18 protein-coding genes and 1 CRISPR repeat array are annotated in these 20,663 nt (G+C 71.4%); of the genes, 7 read left to right on the forward strand and 11 right to left on the reverse strand.

Going from position 1 to position 20,663, the window contains the following annotated elements:
* Positions 1-71: 71 nt before the first annotated feature.
* Entirely contained in the window at positions 72-443 is a 372-nt protein-coding gene (locus G443_RS24810; RefSeq protein WP_030106199.1) for a helix-turn-helix domain-containing protein, read from the forward strand.
* Between the two features lie 45 nt (positions 444-488).
* Here G443_RS24810 and G443_RS02500 read toward each other — a convergent pair whose 3' ends face one another.
* Positions 489-896: a hypothetical protein gene (locus G443_RS02500; RefSeq protein ID WP_051314381.1), complete on the reverse strand. Its 408-nt coding sequence runs from the start codon at positions 894-896 to the stop codon at positions 489-491.
* A 239-nt stretch (positions 897-1,135) separates the two neighbouring features.
* Between G443_RS02500 and G443_RS02505 the strand changes: the two genes are divergently transcribed.
* Positions 1,136-1,951: a TIGR03619 family F420-dependent LLM class oxidoreductase gene (locus tag G443_RS02505; RefSeq protein ID WP_026420596.1), complete on the forward strand. Its 816-nt coding sequence runs from the start codon at positions 1,136-1,138 to the stop codon at positions 1,949-1,951.
* A 218-nt stretch (positions 1,952-2,169) separates the two neighbouring features.
* Here the strand turns inward: G443_RS02505 and G443_RS02510 are convergent, their stop codons facing one another.
* Positions 2,170-3,720 (reverse strand): MFS transporter, encoded by a 1,551-nt coding sequence (locus G443_RS02510; RefSeq protein WP_051314380.1) that lies wholly within the window; start codon positions 3,718-3,720, stop codon positions 2,170-2,172.
* A 131-nt stretch (positions 3,721-3,851) separates the two neighbouring features.
* On the opposite strand from G443_RS02510, the gene G443_RS02515 reads away from it, so the two are divergent.
* Entirely contained in the window at positions 3,852-4,244 is a 393-nt protein-coding gene (locus G443_RS02515; RefSeq protein ID WP_026420595.1) for a MerR family transcriptional regulator, read from the forward strand.
* A 715-nt stretch (positions 4,245-4,959) separates the two neighbouring features.
* On the opposite strand, the gene G443_RS02520 is transcribed toward G443_RS02515, so the two are convergent.
* On the reverse strand, positions 4,960-5,292 hold the full coding sequence (locus G443_RS02520) for a hypothetical protein (protein WP_030106203.1): 333 nt from the start codon (positions 5,290-5,292) through the stop codon (positions 4,960-4,962).
* Positions 5,293-5,555: 263 nt separating this feature from the next.
* On the opposite strand from G443_RS02520, the gene tenA reads away from it, so the two are divergent.
* A complete protein-coding gene (gene tenA, locus G443_RS02525; RefSeq protein ID WP_026420592.1) occupies positions 5,556-6,269 on the forward strand; it encodes a thiaminase II in 714 nt (237 codons plus the stop codon).
* A 247-nt stretch (positions 6,270-6,516) separates the two neighbouring features.
* Positions 6,517-7,281 carry an SDR family NAD(P)-dependent oxidoreductase gene (locus G443_RS02530; protein ID WP_026420591.1) on the forward strand — a complete coding sequence of 255 codons (765 nt, stop codon included), beginning with the start codon at positions 6,517-6,519 and terminating at the stop codon, positions 7,279-7,281.
* A 472-nt stretch (positions 7,282-7,753) separates the two neighbouring features.
* Here the strand turns inward: G443_RS02530 and G443_RS02535 are convergent, their stop codons facing one another.
* Positions 7,754-8,761: a GlxA family transcriptional regulator gene (locus G443_RS02535; protein WP_026420590.1), complete on the reverse strand. Its 1,008-nt coding sequence runs from the start codon at positions 8,759-8,761 to the stop codon at positions 7,754-7,756.
* A gap of 403 nt (positions 8,762-9,164) precedes the next feature.
* Here G443_RS02535 and G443_RS02540 point away from each other — a divergent pair, with 403 nt between their 5' ends.
* Positions 9,165-10,442, forward strand: coding sequence for an MFS transporter (locus G443_RS02540; RefSeq protein ID WP_030106208.1), 1,278 nt, complete (start codon positions 9,165-9,167; stop codon positions 10,440-10,442).
* Between the two features lie 156 nt (positions 10,443-10,598).
* Positions 10,599-10,993: a CRISPR direct-repeat array (repeat unit 29 nt; unit sequence CGGCTCACCCCCGCTCGCGCGGGGCAGAC).
* Between the two features lie 225 nt (positions 10,994-11,218).
* Here the strand turns inward: G443_RS02540 and G443_RS02545 are convergent.
* The 6 genes from G443_RS02545 to G443_RS25280 all read right to left on the reverse strand — a co-directional run bounded on the left by G443_RS02545 (position 11,219) and on the right by G443_RS25280 (position 17,078).
* Positions 11,219-11,992: a 5-formyltetrahydrofolate cyclo-ligase gene (locus G443_RS02545; protein WP_051314379.1), complete on the reverse strand. Its 774-nt coding sequence runs from the start codon at positions 11,990-11,992 to the stop codon at positions 11,219-11,221.
* 1,086 nt (positions 11,993-13,078) lie between these two features.
* Positions 13,079-13,591, reverse strand: a complete 513-nt coding sequence (locus tag G443_RS02550) for an AAA family ATPase (RefSeq protein ID WP_081715735.1) — start codon at positions 13,589-13,591, stop codon at positions 13,079-13,081.
* Positions 13,592-13,834: 243 nt separating this feature from the next.
* Positions 13,835-14,227, reverse strand: coding sequence for a MerR family transcriptional regulator (locus tag G443_RS02555; protein WP_035293198.1), 393 nt, complete (start codon positions 14,225-14,227; stop codon positions 13,835-13,837).
* Between the two features lie 42 nt (positions 14,228-14,269).
* Positions 14,270-14,782: a nitroreductase/quinone reductase family protein gene (locus tag G443_RS02560; protein WP_026420587.1), complete on the reverse strand. Its 513-nt coding sequence runs from the start codon at positions 14,780-14,782 to the stop codon at positions 14,270-14,272.
* A 545-nt stretch (positions 14,783-15,327) separates the two neighbouring features.
* The gene (locus G443_RS02565) at positions 15,328-15,933 is read right to left on the reverse strand and encodes a response regulator transcription factor (RefSeq protein ID WP_026420586.1); all 606 of its coding nucleotides are present in this window, start codon (positions 15,931-15,933) and stop codon (positions 15,328-15,330) included.
* Entirely contained in the window at positions 15,930-17,078 is a 1,149-nt protein-coding gene (locus G443_RS25280; protein WP_051314378.1) for a sensor histidine kinase, read from the reverse strand. The genes G443_RS02565 and G443_RS25280 overlap by 4 nt, the downstream gene beginning before the upstream one ends.
* Positions 17,079-17,487: 409 nt before the next feature.
* Here G443_RS25280 and G443_RS02575 point away from each other — a divergent pair, with 409 nt between their 5' ends.
* Positions 17,488-18,000 (forward strand): hypothetical protein, encoded by a 513-nt coding sequence (locus G443_RS02575; RefSeq protein ID WP_026420585.1) that lies wholly within the window; start codon positions 17,488-17,490, stop codon positions 17,998-18,000.
* Between the two features lie 163 nt (positions 18,001-18,163).
* On the opposite strand, the gene G443_RS02580 is transcribed toward G443_RS02575, so the two are convergent.
* Positions 18,164-20,641 carry a DNA gyrase/topoisomerase IV subunit A gene (locus G443_RS02580; RefSeq protein ID WP_026420584.1) on the reverse strand — a complete coding sequence of 826 codons (2,478 nt, stop codon included), beginning with the start codon at positions 20,639-20,641 and terminating at the stop codon, positions 18,164-18,166.
* Between the last annotated feature and the right edge of the window lie 22 nt (positions 20,642-20,663).

Raw genomic sequence — 20,663 nt, forward strand, 5'->3', positions numbered from 1 at the left:
ACCCGCCCCGTCCCGGCACGCTCCGCGTCGGTACTCCCCGCCGCCCGCCCCACCGGGAAGGAGCCTCGCGCATGAACCCGTCGCCGTCCGAGGACACCGGGCCCCGCGCCCTGGGCGTGGCCGAACTGGTCCGGCTCGCCGAACTCCACCAGGAGGAGGCGTGCCGCCTCCTGGCCCAGGTCCGGGAACTCGTGCGGTGCCGCGACGCCATCGACGGCCCCCACCGCGTCGGACCCGAGCGGGTCCGCTGGGCACGGCTGACCGACCGCGAACGGGAGGTGGCGGATCTACTCGTCCGGGGAATGCCCAACCGCACGATCGCCCAGGTGTTGGGCATCTCGGAACGCACCGTGAAGAACCACCTCTACGTGATCTACCACAAGCTGGGCGTCACCGGGCGGACCCAGGCCGTGATCGTGCTCCTCGGGGGGCCACCCGGCTGACCGCGTCGCTCGGTCGGGCGGACGTCCGAGCGGCCCCCGTGACCCCTACCTGGGCTGGGGCGACCAGCGGCGGATCGCGTCCAGCGTCGTCTCCGGGGAGGTGTTGAAGCAGAACCTGACCCCAGGAACGAGGTCGATCAGCAGGTTCAGGATCCGTTCGAAGAGCACGGTCTGCTCGGGATCCAACCGCACGCCCCCACCGATCACCACCAGGTCGAAGTGGCGCCCCGCCACCTCCTCGCGGATCCGCCGCTCGGCCTCCTCCGGGTCAGCGCTGACCAGGCAGGTGGTGTTGTCGATGCCCTCCCGTCTCAGCGCTTCCTGCCCCGACGCGATCCTGGCCGCCAGGGCCTCGTGGTCGAGGTCCGGGTGCCCCGACAGGTCCACCGCGTCGGGTCGCAGCCCGACCGTCAACACCACCGGTTCCCGCTCCGCCTGCCCACCATTCGTCATGCGGCACCACCCTCCGTCGTCCTGTTCTCCACTGTGAACCTATCCGGCGGTGCCCGACCACCGGGTCGCGGAACATCGCCCCGCCGCCGGAGACGTTGTCCCGCACCCTCTCCGGGCGCGGCCGGTGCACCGTCCTCACCCCAACGGTCCAGTCGGTCCCGGCCAACCGGACCACCCAGCTCCCGCCACCCCGCGCGAACAGCGGAATACCCGGCCGAGGCGGATCGTTGTCCCTCCCCATGAGACTTGAGGTCGTCCTGCCCGACGAGTCACCGACCATGCCCGCGCGGCGGATCGCGGAACTGGCACGTGCCGCCGAGGACCTCGACTACGACACCGCCTGGCTCCCCGACCACATCCTGCCGCCCGACGAGTACGGGGCCGTCTTCGGCGGCGTGTACGAGCCGTTGGTGACGATCGGCCACCTCAGCGCCGCCACCCGACGGCTCCGGCTGGGCACCTCGGTCCTCGTCGTGCCACTGCGGGACCCGTTCGTGCTGGCCAAACAGGTCGCGACACTGCACCACCTCTCGGAGGGACGGTTCGTCCTCGGCGTCGGCGTGGGGTGGAACGAGCAGGAGTTCCAGGCCGTCGGCGCCGAGTACCCCCGGCGGGGAGCGATCACCGACGACACCCTGGACCTGCTCCGGCACCTCCTCGCCGGCGGCGCCGCGCCCTACCGGGGACGGCGGTACTCCTTCGACGTCGGCGTCTTCGAACCGGTGCCGGCGGGTCCCGTCCCACTGATGGTGGGCGGCAACAGCGACGCCGCCCTGCGCCGGGCCGCGCGCCACGGGGACAGCTGGCAGGGCCTGCCCACCTCGCCGCCGGTGTTCGCCGAGCGTGCCTCCGCCCTCGCGGCCCTCGCCGGCGACCGCCACGTCACGCCCACCCTGCGGATCGGGTGGGACGGTGGCGGGCCCGTCGAGCGGACGGTCGACGACCTGCTCGCCTACCGGGAAGCCGGAGCGGAGGCGGTCGCCGTCCACTTCGGAGACCATGAGGGATTCGCCCAGCGGATGGAGGAACTGCGCCGCGCCCTGGACACCCTCTGACGCCCGGAGCGGGCGCCGACGTGGCAGCGGCGCCCGCCCGGTCAGCCGCGCCTCCCGTTCCTCAGCCACGGGTCCCCCGGCATCGCATCGAGGACTGAAGCTGGTCGTCCGGAAACCGGTTCGCCCCTCGCGCCGCGGCGACCGCCCCGGCGCGCGTACCCGGCGTGGCAGCGCACCACCCACCACCCGCTCGGCGCACCCGCCGCCCCGGTGCCCACTCACTCGGCCCGCGCGCCAGCGGCGTGGTCGCCGGGAGTCGTGGACCGGGCTGGCCGGAGGAAGCGGAGTGCCAGCGCACCCCCGATCACCAGGAGGACCGCGCTCACCGTGGCCGCCAGGCGCATCCCGTCAGCGAAGGCCATCCGCGCCGCGTCGAGCAGCGACGTGCCGACCTCCGGGGGAAGGTCCTGGGCGAGCGCCACCGCGTTGCCCACCGTCCGCGACGCCTCCTGGAGGTGCTCGACGGCCACACCGCCCGAGGCGTCGGACAACACGCGGGACGAGTACGTCGCCGAGGCCACCGTCCCGATGAACGCCATCCCGCCGGCCAGGCCGAACTCCGCGCCGCTCTCCGCGACACCGGCGGCCATGCCGGCCCGCCCGCGAGGCGCCGAACCAACGATCAGATCGGTCATCAGCGCGAGGGTTGGCGTGACACCGACGTAGAGGACGGTGAACGCCAGCACCGTCCAGCCAAGGTCCAGGTGGTGTGAGGTCACGGCCAGGGCTGTCGCCCCAACCGCCGCCGCGAACAGGCCAGTCGCCACGACCGGCGCCGCTGAGGAGTGGCGGACCAGCCTCGGCGCGAGCAACGTCGCGCCGATTCCCAGCAGCACCGACGGCAACGTCCACAGCCCGGCCTCGAAGGGGGAGAGGCCGAGGACCGACTGGAGGTACTGCATGACGAGCAACTGACTTCCCGCCATCGCGGCCACCGCGAGCAGTTGGGCGACGAACCCCGCGCTGAACGGCGCACGGCGGAACAGCCGCAGGTCCAGCAACGGGTCCCGCGTCCTCAGCTGACGCCACCCGAACAGGCAACCCAGGACCAGGCCCGCCGCGATCCATCCCAGCGGCTCCCAGCCGCCCCGGCTGGCCAGTTCCTTGACGCCGTAGACGAACGACAGCACCGAGGCCAGCAGCGCCGTCGCGGAAGCCAGGTCGAAGCGCCCCGGCAACCGTTCCGCACTCTCCGGGAGCACGAAAGGGCCGACGACCAGCAGCAGCACCATCACCGGGACGCCAACGAGGAAGACCGCGCCCCACCAGAGGAATTCCAGGACGAGCCCGCCCACGAGCGGACCCACCGCCTCACCCGAGGTGAAAGCCGTCATCCACACCGCCACCGCGAAGGTGCGCCTCGCCGGAGTCCGGAACACGTCGGTCAGGACGGCCAGCGTCGACGGCATCAGGGTGGCACCCGCGACCCCCAGCAGGGCCCGTGCGGCGATGAGCAGCTCGGCGCTGGATGAGAAAGCCGCCAACACCGAGACCACCGCGAAGGCCGCGGCACCGACCATCAGCAGCCGCCGTCGGCCGATCCTGTCGCCCAGCGCGCCCATCACCAGCAGGAAGCCGGCCACCACGAAGCCGTAGACATCGAGTATCCAGAGCAGCTGCGTGCCGGTGGGGTCCAGGTCCGCGCTGAGGGCCGGTACCGCCAGGTGCAGCACGGTGATGTCCATCGCCAGCACCAGGGTCGGTAGGGACAGGACGGCCAACGCCGCCCATTCCCGCCGCCCCAGTCCGCGCGTGCCCGTTCCGTCCACCGCTCTCCTCCATCACTCGCCGGGGGCCCGGTCCGCGCCACCCGCCCGGACCGCCATCCGATGCCCCAACCGGAGCACGCGAGGACGGTAGAGTCTGACGTGGACGTGAGAGTCAAGGAGGACGAGCGACCGTGAGGATCGGTGAGTTGTCACGCCGTGCGGGTGTGAGCGTGCGCGCGCTGCGCTACTACGAGGAACAGGGACTCCTGCGCCCACGACGCCGGCCCAGCGGCTACCGCGAGTTCGCCGACGGCGACGTCGCGCTCGTCGCGCGGATCCAGACACTGATCTCCGCCGGGTTGAACACCCAGCACATCGCCGAGGTCCTGCACTGCTTCGACGAGGGCGGCGCGGGAAGCGTCCCCACTCCGACCTGTGCCGAGATGGTCGAGGAACTCGCCGAGGCACGTGCCCGCATGCGAAACCGCATCGAGGACCTCAGCACGTCGGTGGAACTCCTGACCGCCATCATCGACGCGGCCCCCGAGGAGGACCAGGATTCACCGGCCGCCATCGGCGTATGAAGCGTCTCCCCGGAGGACCGGCACCGACGGGCCCAGCCGTCGCCCGTCACCCGACTCCAGCCCACGCCGCCACTCCCGGTTGGGCGCCTGTCCCCAGGACCACTCCACCGGCGGTCCCTCCCCGGGAGCGGGTCGCCCGCTGGCGCCGCCGCTGGTCGTACCACTGGTCGCGCAGCGGCCAGGGGGAGAGCGGACCGAGCTCGCACCCCCAACCCCCGACCCGGACCAGCCTCGACACGGACGTCGACTCCCGTCGCCAGCCCGATCCGTCGCTGCCCAACCGCGCACGGGGTCACGCCTCCCGGTCATCGTCCTGACCTGCTGGCGGAACGGGCCCGCTCCAGAGAACGGCCGAGGACGTCAGGGCGGAGGCACCGGTGGTCACAGCGGCCGAGGTCCAGGTCGCGGCGGTCCCGTCGCGGCTGACGGGCACCGAGCACGGGCGGCCGACCCCGGGGCGACGACTCCGCTCCGCAGCGGTCAGCCGCGCCGCCAGCAGGCCGTTGCCCACCCCCTGTGGCGTGACCTGCGCGGCGGGAAGCGGCACGAGGTCAGCACGACGGGTAGGTCTCAGCGTGCCACCGGAACACCCACGCCGGGTCTCCCGTCAGGCGACCACGCGGTCCCGCGGCTGAGCCCCGAGTCGCCACGGCCCTCCCCGGTCCGCGCGAGCCCGCCCCGGCGGGAAGGCCATTCGCCCGCCGGACCGTCCGGATCAGACGGTCGACTCCTCCCGGCTGGCGGGCGTCTCCCCGGCTCGGGCGGTGCAGGTGCGCACCCACAGCTCCCACCCGTTCAGGGCCTGGGAACAGTTCCACCCCGTCCACCGCCCCGCCTGGGCACCGCTGCTGCCCGCCCAGTCGCAGAAGCTCTTGCTGCTGTGCCCCTCGCTCTGCTTCCAGTAGGGGGTGCAGCTCGCCACCTCGACGACCGACGCCGGGGAACAGACGTCCGCCGGGATCGTGGCCGCCGAGACGGCGGGAGCAACGGACACCACGGCGCCGCCCACGGCGGCGGCCAGCAGAAGTCCCCGGACGGTCGCGCGCATTCGGGTGGTTCCCTTCGTCAGCGGTGCTACTCCTCCAGACCCTGCCCGGGCGGGCCACACCCGGGAACCGCCGAACGGCCACCTCCCGGGGCCGCCTTCGGCGGAGCCGACCGGACACCGGGGGGACGCGGGCCCACCGCCGTGTGAACGCCGAGCCACCGACGGCGCGCCTCCGAGATCCCGGCGCCCCGCCTCCTCGAATCCACCCAGGTCATCGAGACGCTCGGATGACAGGAACGGCGAGGCCTGGCAGCGTGCCGGGTATGACCGGATTCTCCGCGCGCCTGTGGAACGAGACCGCCGCCCTGCAACGGGAGATGACGCTGCTCCCGTTCAACGTCGAACTCGCCGAGGGCACCCTCTCCCGGGACCGTTTCCACTTCTACCTCGCCCAGGACGCCCGGTACCTGGTGGGGTTCGGACGGGCACTGGCCGTCGCCGCGGCCCGCGCACCGGACGTCGACGACGTCGCCTTCCTCGCCGGAGCCGCCCGGGAGGCCATCGAGGTGGAACGCGCACTCCACGCCGGCTACTTCGCCCGCTACGGGCTGGGCCAGGACGACCTGGACCGCATCGAGACCTCCCCGACGTGCCTCGCCTACACCTCGTACCTGGCCGCGCTGGCCACCACCGGCTCGTTCGGTGAACTGGTGGCCGGCCTGCTGCCCTGCTTCTGGGTCTACCACGAGGTCGGCACCGACATCGTCCGCCGCCAGCGCACCGGGCCGCCCCGGATCACCGACCACCCCTACCAGGCGTGGATCGACACCTACGCGGACGAGGAGTTCGGGCGGGCCGTCGCCCGCTGCCGGCAGGCCGTGGACCGCGCGGCCGCGTCGGCCGGCGCCGCCGAACGGGCCGCCATGACGAGGGCCTTCACCCGCGCCTCCGAGTACGAGTGGCTGTTCTGGGACAGCGCCTACCGGTGCGAGCAGTGGCCCACCCGGCGGTTCCTCCCCACCCCGGGTGAGCGGTGAGCATCGCGCCCGGTGCTGGTCGCCCCCTGCCCGGACCGAGTCCGCAGTGGAGCCGGCGGTCTCCCCACCGTCAGCGGTCCCGCCGGTGATTTCCGACGGGACCAGCCACCCGGAGCGGCCACGCACCGGAACCCGACGCCCACCGCCCGGCGCCGCCCACGCGGGAAGGCCCACCCGTCGCAGCCCTTCCACGGCGCGAGACGGTTACCGTGCTCCTCACGAAGATCCATTCCGGGAGGAGCGGGCGATGACAGCACGGTTCGACGGGAACGTCGTGGTGGTCACGGGAGCCGGCCAGGGCATCGGCGCGGCCATCGCGCGGTCCTTCGCCGAACAGGGCGCGACCGTCGTCGTCACCGACATCCGGGCCGACACCGCCACCACCACCGCCACCGAGATCAACGCCGCCACCGGGGCCACCGTCCTGGCCCGACCGCTGGACGTCACCCGCTCCGCCGAGGTCGCCGCCCTCGCCGACCAGGTCGTCGCCGAACACGGCCGGGTCGACGTCCTGGTCAACAACGCCGGCATCGTCCTGGGCGCCGCCAGCTTCGACTACGACGACGACACCTGGAACCGCACCCTCGCCGTGAACCTCTCCGGACCGTTCTATACGGCCAGGGAGTTCGGCCGGCGAATGCGTGGCAGGGGAGGGGCGATCGTCAACGTGTCCTCGGTGGCGGCGCTCCGCGCCCCCCGAGCCGACCCGCACATCGGCTACGACGCCACCAAGGCCGGTGTCATCGCGCTGACCCGCTCGCTCGCCGCCGAATGGGCACCGGAGGGCATCCGGGTCAACGCGGTCGCCCCCGGCTACACCAACACCGACATCCTCAAGGCCGTCGGCAGCGAGAACCCCGAGGTGGTGGCCGGCTGGCGGAGCCACATCCCACAGGGACGGCTGGCCGAACCGGTCGAGATCGCCCAGGCGGTCCGTTTCCTCGCCTCCACCGAGGCCAGCGCGGTCACCGGACACGTCCTCGTCGCCGACGGCGGCTACAGCACCTGGTGAGGCACCCCCCGCCGCGTCCCGTGCCCACCCCCCCCGGGGCGGGCACGATGTCAGGGGCGGTCCTCCCACCAACCAGGACCGGTCGACGGGTGACCGCGCTCCGGGCGCACGGTCCACCGACACCCTCGACGTGATCCACGGGAACGCCGACCCCTCCGGCTCACCGACGGCGGCACACGGGGCAGGCGGAGGCGGGCCGCGGCGACACCGGGCCCGGGAGACCTGGGGACGTGACCTCGCCCGGTCGCGCTACCAGGCATCCACGAGGCGAACCCGCCAGGAAGGACACCTCCTCCCGACACCGGCGCCCCACACCCCGTCGCGCGACCCAGGCCGCCAGCCGGAGGGACGGCACCGCCTCCACCCACCGCCTCGGTACGGCGACGCCGAGCACAACCCCACCGCGCCCCCACCCGCGAACCGCCGGCGCCGGCGGCCGGCGCGGGAACGCGCGGGATCCCTGACCGGCGGATCAGCGGGTCGTGCCGGCTGGGGGAGTGAAGGTGCGGCGGTAGGCCAGCGGACTGACGCCGATGGCCGCGTTCAGGTGCGCGCGCAACGACGCGGCACTCCCCAGACCGGCCTCGGCGGCGACCCGGTCCACCGGAAGGCTCGTCGTCTCCAACAACTGCCGCGCATGCGAGACCCGCTGCTGGATCAACCAGGCCCCCGGCGGAAGCCCGGTCTCCGCCCGGAACCGGCGGCTGAAGGTGCGCACGCTCATCGAGGCGTGTTCGGCCAGCGCGGCCACGTCCAGCGGGTCCGCGAGGCGGCGCGACGCCCACTCCTGGGTGGCCGCCGTGCTGCCCTCCCCGGTCTCCGGCAACGGGCGTTCGATGAACTGCGACTGCCCGCCCTCCCGCCAGGGCGGGACGACGCAGGAGCGCGCGGCCAGGTTGCTCACGGCCGTGCCGTGGTCGGAACGAACGACGTGCAGGCACAGATCCACGCCCGCCCCCAACCCCGCTGAGGTCAGCACGTCCCCGTCGTCGACGAAGAGCACGTCCTCGTCCAGCTCCACCCGGGGGTGGAGCCGGCGGAAGGCGTCGACGTGCGCCCAGTGCGTGGCGGCGCGCCGCCCGTCGAGCAGACCCGCCGCGGCCAACACGAAAGCGCCCGTGCAGATCGACATGATCCTGGCACCAGGAGGAATCCGTGCCAGCGCCTCGGCGATCTCGGGAGTGAGGACCCCGTCCACCCTCGGCCCCCTCGCCCGCGTACCCGGGACGATCACCGTCTGGGCGTCCTCCAACGCTTCGGGACCGTGGTCCAGCACCGCCGTGTACCCCGACTCCACCCGGACCGGTCGGCGATCCACCCCGCAGACCCGCACGTCGTACAGGTCCCGCTCACCGCGCTTCGCCGCGCCGAAGATCTGCGGCGGGATCGACAGGTCGTACCCGACCACCTCGTCGATCGCCAACACCACCACCCGGTGCGGTTCCCCATGCCGTTCCCGCGACCCCGGATCACCACGCATGGCCGAATCCTGACACATGTCGTCCTTCCCGCCACTCGCAGGCGACCGCCCGGCACGCGAGGCTGTACCGGTGCACGCGACCGCTGATCCAGCACCCCGGCTCCTCACCGCCCTACGCCTTCGCGTCCCTCCCGACCAGTACGTCGCGCCGGGATCCTCCGTCGCGCTCGTCAGCGCCGCCGCGCCCCGACCACCACCGATGTCCTCATCGCACCGCCACCCGAGAAGCCCGCCCCGTCTTCGAGGAACCAGCCGTGGGACGGTCCTCGCCCGGACCGGAGCGGCGTCGAAGTCGGGTGAGGAGCCCCGCTCCTGACGAGCCGGTTCCCGGTGGGGGCCGGCGGAACGGGACGGACGGGAACCAGCGGCGTCGTCGGATGCCACCCGAAGGAGGAGATCGACGGTGACAGTTCCGGAGGCCCAGGACAGCGCGACGGCGCCGTTACCGGGGGAAGCGGACCGCCACCAGGTGCACCGGCGCACGCTCCGGGCCGTGGTCGCCAGCCAGGTCCTCGGCGGCGCCGGGCTGGCAGCGGGTGTCACCGTCGGAGCACTGCTGGCCGAGGAGATGCTGGGCTCGGACCGGCTGGCCGGTCTGCCGGCCGCGTTGTTCACCCTTGGGTCCGCACTGGCCGCCTTCCTGGTCGGGCGGTGCGTCCAGCGGTGGGGCCGCCGCGTCGGCGCGGGCCTCGGGTTCGCCGCCGGCGGGCTCGGCGCGGCCGGGGTGGTCGTCGCCTCGGCCACCGGCTCCGTTCCACTGCTGTTCGTGTCCCTGTTCGTCTACGGCTCCGGCACCGCGACCAACCTCCAGGCCCGGTACGCCGGCACCGACCTCGCACCCCCGTCCCGCCGGGGAGCGGCGATCAGCGTGGCGATGGTGTCCACCACGCTCGGCGCGGTCGCCGGCCCGAACCTCGTCGACCCGCTCGGACGGTTCGCGACGACCCTGGGGCTTCCCGGGCTGGCCGGGCCGTTCCTCCTCGCCGCCGTCGCCTACCCGGTGGCCGGGCTCGTCCTGTTCGTCCTGCTGCGCCCGGACCCGTACCTGCTCGCCCGCGCCCTCCACGAGGCCGAACGCGCGCGGGACGACACGAGGTCGCCAGGGGTGCCGAAACCACGGGTGGGCGCTTACGTGGGGGCGGCCGTCATGGTCCTCACCCAGATCGCCATGGTCGCGATCATGACGATGACCCCGGTGCACATGCGCGCCCACCACCACGACCTCTCCGCCGTGGGGCTCGTCATCGGCCTGCACGTGGGGGCGATGTACCTGCCTTCACTGGTCACCGGGATGTTGGTCGACAGGGTGGGCAGAACCCGGATGGCGGCCGCCTCGGGAGTGACCCTCCTGGCCGCCGGAGTGGTCGCCGCGCTCGCCCCAGGGGACTCGCTCGGCCCGCTGATCCTCGCACTGGTCCTGCTCGGGCTAGGGTGGAACTTCGGGCTGATCTCGGGCACCGCGCTGGTCGTCGACGCGACCGTCCCGGAGAACCGGCCGCGAACCCAGGGGAGCATTGACGTGCTCGTCTCCCTCGCCGGAGCGGGCGGCGGCGCGATGTCCGGTGTGGTGATGGCGACCGGCGGCTACGAAGTCCTCTCCCTCGCCGGCGGCCTCCTCGCCCTCCTGCTGGTGCCCGTCCTGCTCTGGGCGGCCAGAAGGGACCGGGAAGTGACGTCCTGATCGACCACGTGGACCCCGTGTTGGGGAGTGGGGGAGGGCGCCCGAGCCCTGAGCCCGACCAGCGACCAGGTTTCGTCCGCACGCGAGCTTCGCTGGCGGCGCACGCTCAGGCCGGAGCCCGTCGGACGCCCCGCACTCCCGGAAGCCGGTGGAGCCCGGCTCACCCCCGCTCGCGCGGGGCAGACTCATGCCGAACGTCGTGCGAGTGATGCAGCGCCGGCTCACCCCCGCTCGCGCGGGGCAGACCGGATGTCCGCGACGGCGGCCTCGCGGGATGTCGGCTCACCCCCGCTCGCGCGGGGCAGACCGGATGTCCGCGACGGCGGCCTCGCGGGATGTCGGCTCACCCCCGCTCGCGCGGGGCAGACCGGATGTCCGCGACGGCGGCCTCGCGGGATGTCGGCTCACCCCCGCTCGCGCGGGGCAGACGTCAGTTCCTCTTACGGGAGGTCCTCCCGAATCGGCTCACCCCCGCTCGCGCGGGGCAGACTGCGTCATCCTCGGCAGGTCAGTAGCGAACCGCGGCTCACCCCCGCTCGCGCGGGGCAGACCCTTCCCGACCTGCACTGATGTTAGCTCGTTACCGTTCTGTGATTTTCTGTTGGTGTGGATTCCCGGAGTCGTACGAACGGGGTAGGCCCCCCGTCTCGCTCCCAGCACAGGACGACCAGCTTCGTCGCGGCTCAGCGGGCCAACCGCGATGCGCTTGCGCGCCTGCGTCACGTTCCCCTCGGCCAGGGAGCCGACACGCTTCTCCTCGTCGGTCATGGGCGTTCTCATCCGTGGCCCGGTCGGTGTCCGTCGCCCGGGCCAGCGGGGCGGCTCCGTCGGTCCGAGGCGCGCCGTCGCAGCACCGGGATGGCGGCGATCTTCTCGGCGGGAAGCCGCTCCCACATCAGGCCCGCCGGGAGTCGCCTCGGGCCGCATTCGATCACCTGCTCGGGGGTGGCGATCAGGTCCACGCTGAAGTCGTGGTCCGACTCGGGAAGGTCCTCGTCGACGACCTGGAGGGCATGCACGGTGGTCGCGATCACGGTTTCGGGGCCGATCCGCCCCGCTTCCCGCAGCAGCGCCACCTCCAGGTCCGAATAACCTGCTCCCTTGCCCAGTCGGACCCCACGCCGGTTCACCGCGACACTGCCGCAGACCACCAGGTCGACGGGCCGGACCTCGTCCACGTCCACCGTGGGGGCGAGGGCGATGGCACGGTGGCTGTCGGCTGCCTGTTCTGGGGGCACCTCGAGTTGTGCGGGGTCGAGCAGGCAGAAGGGGCGTTCCCGCGCCAGCTTCGGAACAGCCATGTACACGAGCTTGCCGTCCCGGAGAGCGCGAGCGCGCACGGCACGCTGGGCCTTGTCGGGCACGGTCTTGATGACGTGGGCGGACTTCCACACGGGCAGTTCCGCGAGGCGGTCGGCGGCGGCCCCAGCGGAGATGAAGTTCGGGATCCGGCCGTGCACGTCGGGGTCGTGCACGGCCGCGGCCGCCGCCAGGCGGTCCCACACGTGGGCACGTGCCTTGTCCTTCAGGTCCTCCAGCGGGTCAGCCATTCACTCTGCTCCTCATCCGAAGGTCACCTTCGGGCTCGATCGGCGACTACGGCCGGGCTCGTTTGGACGGTGGTCGTCGGTCCCTCAACTCGAGCCCTTGGGGGAGGCGTCTTCAGCATCATGCGGTGAGTTGTCCAGTGTGGTTTTTCGGGCTGGTAAGGTGTGTGACCACAGACTAGGTGGCGATCCATTTTCCGTGGTAGTAGCATAATCAATGCCCGGCCGGGTGTGGCTATACGGTCCACGTCCCTGTCTTCACCTCGTGGGAGTTCGATTGCACCGGATCGAAAGCGTAGTGCGTGTCGAGTATTTCGGATTCATGCTCATGGACAGCAGTTGCGATCTGGGGACTACGTTCCACCGGGAACCCGACACGGTGCCGCCCATCATGGAAGTCTGCGAGAGGGGAATTTATTTCAGAAGTCCGGCAAATTACCACGAGCCAAGGGTGGTTGTTGACATAGTCGGGGCTCCGCTGGGCGCAAACCGCATAGGCCTGACGCCGGGTTCGTGGGGGGTGTTCGAATCCCCATCGGGTTGCGTGATACTCACCTGTATCATGCCATCCCCAACAGATATCTCCTTCCGTTTGCCCTGGCGTGGGAAAACCGTCTATCGGGCACTTCATTCCAACCCTTTGTCCCTTACTGAAGAGACGGTTACCAAGGCGAACGAACGCACGGAGGTTTTCGGAATTACATTGTGGCCAGCCCGGGGAGCGTAACCGGGTTCGTGATGAGTCCTGGGTTTTCTCAGTGGTACTCGCCCGTGTAGCGAGCCATCGGCGCGGCACGACCGTCTCACTGTTCGTTGTCCAAACCGCGCATGGTCGGGCGACGGACGCAGGAGCGCGAGTACGGCGGCGTGGTAGATCGCCTGGATGGTGGGGATGGTGTTCAGGCGGATTCGTTCGTCGGTGCCGTGTAGGCCGACGTAGTCGACGCCGAAGCCCGCGGTGGCGGGGATGTTCAGGCCGGCGAGGTAGTTGCCGGGGCCGCAGGAGGTCGATGGTGCGCAGCAGGGCGTTGGCCAGGACGCTGTTCGGCGAGATCAACAGCGATGAGGTCCCGTTGCGGCTGAACGAGTTCACGCTCCTCGGCTCGGTTTGGGCAGGCGCAGGTTGGCGCAGATGAAGTCCAATCTGGCGGTGGCGGAGTCGGGGGCGACGAACACCGGTTCGTAGCCGGCGTCGTAGTAGCCCTGCACGATCAGCGCGTGGACGCGGCGGATCTCGCGGTCCTTGGCCCAGACAATGTCGTCGGGGTCCTCGAAGGTGTCCAGCGGATCGAGCACGAAGATCGCGTCGTAGCGGTAACGCCGGGTCGCCTCCTCCAACTCGGTGGTGGGCTTGAGTCCGAAGAAGCCTTCCCAGCCGTAGCCGTCGGGGATGCCGCGGTTGTAGAACCTGGTTCCCCGGGTGTGCGCGGTGTACTCGGCGCATTTCTTTGTGGCGCGGCTGGTCGCCCTGGACGAGTCGGTCCGGAGCTGCCCGGAGTTCAGCGACCTGTCGCGCGGCGGGTATGCCCTTGACTGGGTTGACCTTCGGGGAGCTGATCTCGCGTCGATCGACTTGGAACCGACCGCGTTGAAGGAGTTCATCCTGGCCAACCGGGACGCCCTGCTGATCGAGGCGGGGGTAGCCGCCTGAACCTCGAATCGGCGAAAGGCCGTAGCCGACTCACCGCCGGGCAGGTCGTGAACGCACCTCGCGTGGCCGCTGCGTGCGGACGGCTCAGTCCGCGCTGTGACCGCACCGAAGCGGTGGTGCGTCGGCTGCTTCTGCGTTGAGCTCGATCTCCCCCGTTGGGAGTCTCTCGTCTTACTCACCTGGTGCCAGGCGAGCTAGGAGGGTAGCTGAGCGCGGAGGTGTTCGGTCTGTTCGGCAAGTGCGGCGTGAAGGTGCTGGAGGGTGTCGATCCTGGTTCGCAGGATCTTCAGGCGTTGTTCGTAGACCTCGAGCGCCGGCGCGCAGGGGGTCGCGTCGAGGCTGGGCGAGCGAACACAGGAGCCGAACTGCTTGATGTCATCGATGGAGAGCCCGGCGTTGAGCAGACGGCGGATGTTGTTGACCACAGGCACGACGTCGGGGGCGTAGCGGCGGTAACCGTTGTGTTCACGGTCGGAGACGATCAGCCCGCGTTGCTCGTAGTAGCGCAGGGAGCGGGTGCTGGTGGCCGTGCGGCGCGCGAGCTCGCCGATACGTAGCCAGTCGCGCTGGTCGACAGCTGAAACCATGCGCTCCATTCTGCTCGGTCACGGACAGCCTCGTCGCCGCGATCACGATGCTCCGTGGGCTCGCATGGCGGCCGGGCTTGGGATCGGGTCGAGGACGACGACCGGGATCCGCCGGCGGGCGGTCTTCTCGAAGTCGGCGAATGCGGGGACGAGGCGAGCCTGCTCGACCCAGATGTCCTCGCGCTCCTCCCCCTGGACCACACGGGCGATGGCCCCCGTGACGTCGGAGCCGACCTCGACGACTACCTCGGGGTTCCGCACGATGTTGTGGTACCAGGCTGGTGGTCGCGGGCTCCCGCCGAAGGTAGCGAAGACAGCGAACGCGTCGCGCACCGCCTGGTACATCAGCGGGCTCGTGCGTCGACGGCCGGTCACCGCACCGATGTGGTTGACGAGGATGATCGGGACGCTCTGCCTCGGATCGAAGCTGGGCAGCGGAGGTGGGATCGGACGTCCCTCAGCCAGGTCTTTCTCGGTGCTCCACCGCACGAAGCCGGCGTTCGATCGGAACTCCGACACGATTCGGCGGTTCCAGTCCTGGATGTCGTCGGGCATGACGGCACGTTAGAACCCTGACATCAGCGACAAGGTCAAGCCACCCGCCACACTGACCTTCGGTCGAGGCTCAACTGGCTGCCGGCGGTAACGCGAACGCCGGTGCAACGGGTTCCGGGACCAGGTCCAACGCGAGTGCGGTTGACGACCTGCCGTTTCGCCACTGGCGCTTCGTCGTCGGGTGCCCGTGGGCAACCGCACGAGGACGGTCCGGGCGCACGGTTCCGACTCCTCGCCCTCGCCCGTCCGGGAGGCCGCCGTGGCCGGTGAGGTGCCCCGCCGAATCGGTCACGGTCATGGGAGGACGGACGGTTGGTTCACCGTCCGCCTGATCGCATCCGGCGCCCGCCGCGCCAGCACCGCCCGGGCGGCGTTCGGGCAGGTGCCCGGCCACCTGTTCCCGCCCGCTGCCGGGCTGGTCGATGCGTACGCCGACCAGCCGGTCCACACCAAGCACGACGACGGCACCCGCCCCGGGGCGTGCGGACATCAGTGGAGTGCCGCGACGTCGCCGCGTCCCCCTGGGCAGGAGCGCACAACCCCGCCTACAGCCAGTCGTGTTCGCGGGCGTAGCGGGCCGCGTCGTGCCGGGTGTTCGTGTGCGTCTTCTGGATGGCGCTGGAGAGGTAGTTGCGGACCGTCCCGGGCGCCAGGTGCAGGATCTTCGCCATGTCCTTGACCGAGTAGCCGTCACCCGCGACCCGCAGCACGTCCCGTTCCCGCTCGGTCAGTGGGCAGTCGTCGATGAGGGCCTGCGCGGAGATGTTCGCGTCGACGTACCGACCGCCGGCGGCGACCTCCGCGACGGCGGAGGCGATGAGTGACGCCTCGGAGTCCTTCCCGAGGAAGCCGCGCACCCCCAACCGCAGGGCGCTCCGAAGGGTCCCCGGCCGGGCGTACCGGGTCAGCATGAGCACGGCCTGCCCCGGTGCCTGGTCGAGGATGCGTTCCGCCGCGTGCAGCCCGTCCAGCTCGGGCATCTCCAGGTCGAGGACCGCCACGTCGGGTCGCAGCCGTTCGAAGGCGGCGACGGCCTCGGTCCCCGTCCCCGCCTCGGCGACGACGTCGATGTCGCCCTCCAAGGGCAGCAGGGTGGCCAGGGCGGAGCGGATCAGCCGTTCGTCGTCGGCCAGGAGCACGGTGATCGTCATCGTGCCTCCGTCGGGAAGGTGACCGTCAGGGTGTGGACGCCGCCGTCGCGGTCGGCGGTCAGGGTGCCGCCGACCGCGCGAACGCGGTCGGCGAGGGTGGCCAGGCCCCGCAGGGGAGCGGCGTCCTTGATGTCGGCACCGTCGTTGCGCACGCTGAGGGTGTCGGCGCTCGAGGTGATCGTCACCTCGCCGGGCCTGGCGTGGCGCAGGACGTTCGTCGTCGCCTCCCGCAGGGCGAGGGCGAAGTGCGCCTCGTGCGGGCCGGGGTCGTCCTCGGTCCGGTCCACCCGTGTCGTGATGCCCGCCGCGCGGAAGAGTTCGACGGCGTTGGACAGCTCGGTGGAGAAGACGAGCGCGTGGGTGGAGTTGGCGAGTTGCCGTGCCTGCCCGATCGTGTCCGCCACGAGGCGTTGGATCACCTCAAGCTCCTGACGAGTGCGTTCCGGATCCGTGTGCTGGAGTTTGGCCGCCACGGCGGCCTTGAGCTTGATGACGTGCAAGGTGTGGCCCTGGATGTCGTGCAGGTCCGCGGCGAAGCGGTTGCGCTCCCGCAGGATCGACAGCTCGCGTTCGTGGTCCTTCTCGCGTTCCAGCAGGTCGAACAGCCGGTCCTGGGTGTGCGACTCGACGAGGGCCACGATCCACACCGACCCGGTGATCGACATCATGACCACCAGTTGGTAGACGCCGCCGGAGTTCCCGCTGAGCAGGGCCGTCGCCCAGGTCAGGGCCGCGATCCCGAGGCACGCGAGCAGGGTGAGAACGAGCCGGTCGCGGGGGCGGTGGGCGATCCACACCCCGGCGGTGATCGCGAGGCCGGTGGAGCCCGTGAAATTGGAGTAGGTCAGCGAGGTGACCACCAGGGCGAGGACTCCGAGGAGTCCCGACCCGGCCAGGAGCAGCGGGTTCGGGGGGCGGTCCCAGTCTCGGAACAGCAGCGCCGTCGACAGGGCCAGGCTGGGGATCGCGACGAGCGCGGTCCACCACACCGTGGTCGTCACCAGTCCGGCCCCCGCCATCACCACGATCGAGATGACGAAGGACCGAATCTCCCGCTGTCGTATCGTCTGCCGCGCCGCCACCGACGCCTCGGGGGCGGGGGCCGTGTCCTTCCCGCCGTGCGGCGACGGGTCCCTCCTCGTCACTCCGGTGATCCTTCCCGAGGAGCCTGTTCCCCGCTGTTCGTCCGCCTCGCCCCGTTGGCTGGCGACGGTCCGGCTCCCGACAGGTGACCACGTCGACCAGTGTGCGCGACGGCCGGGCCTGGTGCGCTGGGGACGGCGGGCGGCCGCCGACAAGGTGCTGGGCGACCTCGACCACACCGCCGTCCAGGAACCGACCCGGGACGGCCCGGCGTTCCCTCCACCCCGCCAGGACAGCGCACCCAGGTGTCGTCCCACCAGTGACACCGCGTCATGTCGGAGAGGTGACGTCGCGGCCCTACGCCCGGCCGGCCGCACGACGAACACTCGGGGAGCGAGGTACGGCGGCCCCTCCCGGGCGGCCACCACCTCGCGGCACCGTACCCCCAGCATGACAGGAGACCCGCCTACCGTGGAGAGCAACTTCATCACCGACCTCTTCGCCCAACTGGCCGAGTTCGCGGCGGGCGCCGAGACCTGGCAGCAGGTCGGCGTGTTGCTGATCGCCGGTGCGATCCCCTTCATCGAGTCCTACCTGGGGAGTTTCCTCGGAGTGCTCGTCGGCGTGCCCGCCGGCCTCGCGGTCCCGGCGGCGATCCTCGGGAACGTGATCGTCACCTTCGCGCTCATCGCGCTCGCGAGCAAGGCCCGGGTCGCCGCGACCCGCCGGCGGGGCAACGGCGGCGGTGGTGGCGCGGACGCCCCGCGCCGCAAGCAGAAGATCGCCAAGTACCTCGACCGGTTCGGCGTCCCCGGGGTGTGCCTCCTCGGGCCGATCGTGGTGGCGAGCCAGATCACCGCCCCCGCCCTCGTCGCCCTCGGCGCCACCAAACGCAGCGTCTACGTCTGGCAGGCGGTCGCGATCGTCGCCTGGGGCGTGCTGTTCGGCTTCTTCGGTGACCTCGCCGCCGGCTGGTTCATGTGAGGCACGGGTGAGGGCGTTCGCGTCGGGGGCGGACGTCCTCACCCCGGGGTGCCGCCACCGCGCCGGTGGCGGCACCCGTGCCCGGCCCGCGCGACCGGTCAACCGGCACCGCGCGGGCCGGGCGCGTTCCACCCCGGACGGGGGGGGCGACCCCGGCGAACGCTCAGTCGCGTTCGAGGAGGTAACCGACCACCACGGGAATCTCGGCGGGTGCGCCGGTACCGTCGCGCCGCTCGTCGGGATCGGGCAGTTCCACGGGCGTCCCGTTCCCGGTCGACGGGGCCGGACGCGCCCCCACCCACGCGGTGGACAGCTCTGACTCGGTGGCGAGGAACCGCTGCGCCCGCACCCCGGCGGTGGCGCGGCCCTTCGCCGGGTACTCGCCGAACGGGGTCACCTTCACCGTCTCCCCGGTCGCCGTGATCACCACCGGTTCACCGTCCTCGGCCACCGCGCCGAAGAAGACCACCCTGGCGTCGCCCTTCACGTTGATGCCGGCCATGCCCCCACCCCGCAACCCCTGCGGGCGCACCAGCGTCGCCGAGTAGCGCAGCAGGGCGGCGTCGGAGGAGACGAACACCAGGGACTCCTGGCCGTCGGCCAACCACGTCACCCCGACCACCTCGTCGCCCTCGCGCAGCGCGATCAGCTCGAACTCGTCGGCCCGGACCGGCCACTCCGGCGAACACACCTTCACCACGCCCTGCCTGGTGCCCAGGGCCAGGCCGGGGGAGTCCCCGATCTGGTCGCCCAGCGGGGCGAGCCCCAGCACGCGTTCCCCGGGCGCGAGGGACACCAGTTCCCGCACCGGCATCCCCCCGCGCAGGGAGACGATGCCCGACTGCTGCGGCAACACCGGCAACGGGAGCACGTCCGTCTTGATGCCCCGGCCGTGGCTGGTGACCAGCACGACCTGCCCTCGGGCCGTGGAGTCGACCACGGCGGCGACCGCGTCGTGCCGGACCCGCCCGTTGCGGCGGCGGGCCTCCGCGGCCTCCTCCGACGCCGCGGCCGTCCGGGACACCAACCCGGTGGCGGAGAGGATGACCTGGCACGGGTCGTCGGCGATCTCCAGCGGACCGGCCGGCTTCGACGCCGCCAACACCTCCTTGAGGTCCCCGTCGATCAGCGTGGTGCGCCGCTCGGTGGGGAACTCCTTCGCGATGCGCCCCAGCTCGGTCGACACCAGCCTCCGCAGGACGGCCTCGTCGTCGAGGATCCGGGACAGCTCCGCGATCTCCCCGGTCAACCGCTCCCGCTCCTCCTCCAGCTCCACCTTGTCGTACTTGGTCAGCCGGCGCAGCGGGGTGTCGAGGATGTAGGTCGCCTGGATCTCGGAGAGGTCGAAGCGGGCGATCAGACCTTCTTTCGCGGCCTTCGCGTCGTCACTCTCCCGGATCAGGCGGATGACCCGGTCGATGTCGACCAGGGCCCGGATCAGGCCCTCCACCAGGTGCAACCGGTCGGATCGCTTGCGGCGGCGGAACGTGGTCCGCCGTCGCACCACCTCGAACCGGTGGGCCAGGAACACCTCCAGCAGTTCCTTCAGACCCAGCGTCCGGGGCTCGCCGTCGACGAGGACGAGGTTGTTGATCCCGAAGGACTGCTCCAACGGGGTGAGGCGGTAGAGGTCGGCCAACAGCGCCTGCGGGTTCACGCCCACCTTGCACTCGATGACCAGCCGGGTGCCGTTCTCCCGGTCGGTGAGGTCCTTGACGTCGGCGACCCCGGTGAGCCGCTTCGACTTGTTCACCTCGTCGGTGATCTTCTCGATGATCTTCTCCGGCCCCACGCCGTAGGGGAGCTCGGTGACGGTGATGGCCTGCCGACCCCGGCTGCCCGGCAGCGGACCCGTCTCCACCTTGGCCCGCATCCGCACCACACCACGGCCCGTCTCGTAGGCCTTGCGGACCTCGTCGAGGCCCAACAGCATGCCCCCCGTGGGCAGGTCCGGGCCGGGCACGAACTCCATCAGCTTGTCCAGGGGGGCGTCCGGGTGCCGGATCAACCACCGGGCCGCCGCGACGACCTCGCCGAGGTTGTGCGGGATCATGTTCGTCGCCATGCCGACCGCGATCCCCGAGGTGCCGTTGACCAGCAGGTTCGGGAACGCCGCCGGCAGCGCGGCCGGCTCCTCCAACGACCCGTCGTAGTTGGGCCGGAAGTCGACGGTGTCCTCACCGAGCTCGGCGACCAGCTGCAGCGCCGCCGGCGACATCCGCGCCTCGGTGTACCGACTGGCCGCGGGCCCGTCGTCGGGGGAACCGAAGTTGCCGTGCCCGTCGACCAGGGGCACGTTCATGGAGAAGTCCTGCGCCAACCGCACCATCGCGTCGTAGATCGCGGTGTCACCGTGCGGGTGGTACTTGCCCATCACGTCCCCCACCACCCGGGAGGACTTCACGTAGGCGTGGGTGGGCCGGTACCCCTGCTCGTGCATCGAGAACAGGATGCGGCGGTGCACCGGCTTGAGGCCGTCCCGGGCGTCGGGCAACGCCCGCGAGTGGATCACCGAGTACGCGTACTCCAGGTAGGAGTCCTCGATCTCGGTGTGCACCGGGTTGTCCACGACATGTCTGCCCGGCTGGTCGAAGGCGGTCGGGTCCACCTTGGTCTGCGCGCTGCCCTTCCGGCGTGCCATTGCTCAGCTTCTCCTTGGCGAG

This window comes from Actinoalloteichus caeruleus DSM 43889, from assembly GCF_000429185.2.
Lineage (GTDB): Bacteria > Actinomycetota > Actinomycetes > Mycobacteriales > Pseudonocardiaceae > Actinoalloteichus_B > Actinoalloteichus_B caeruleus.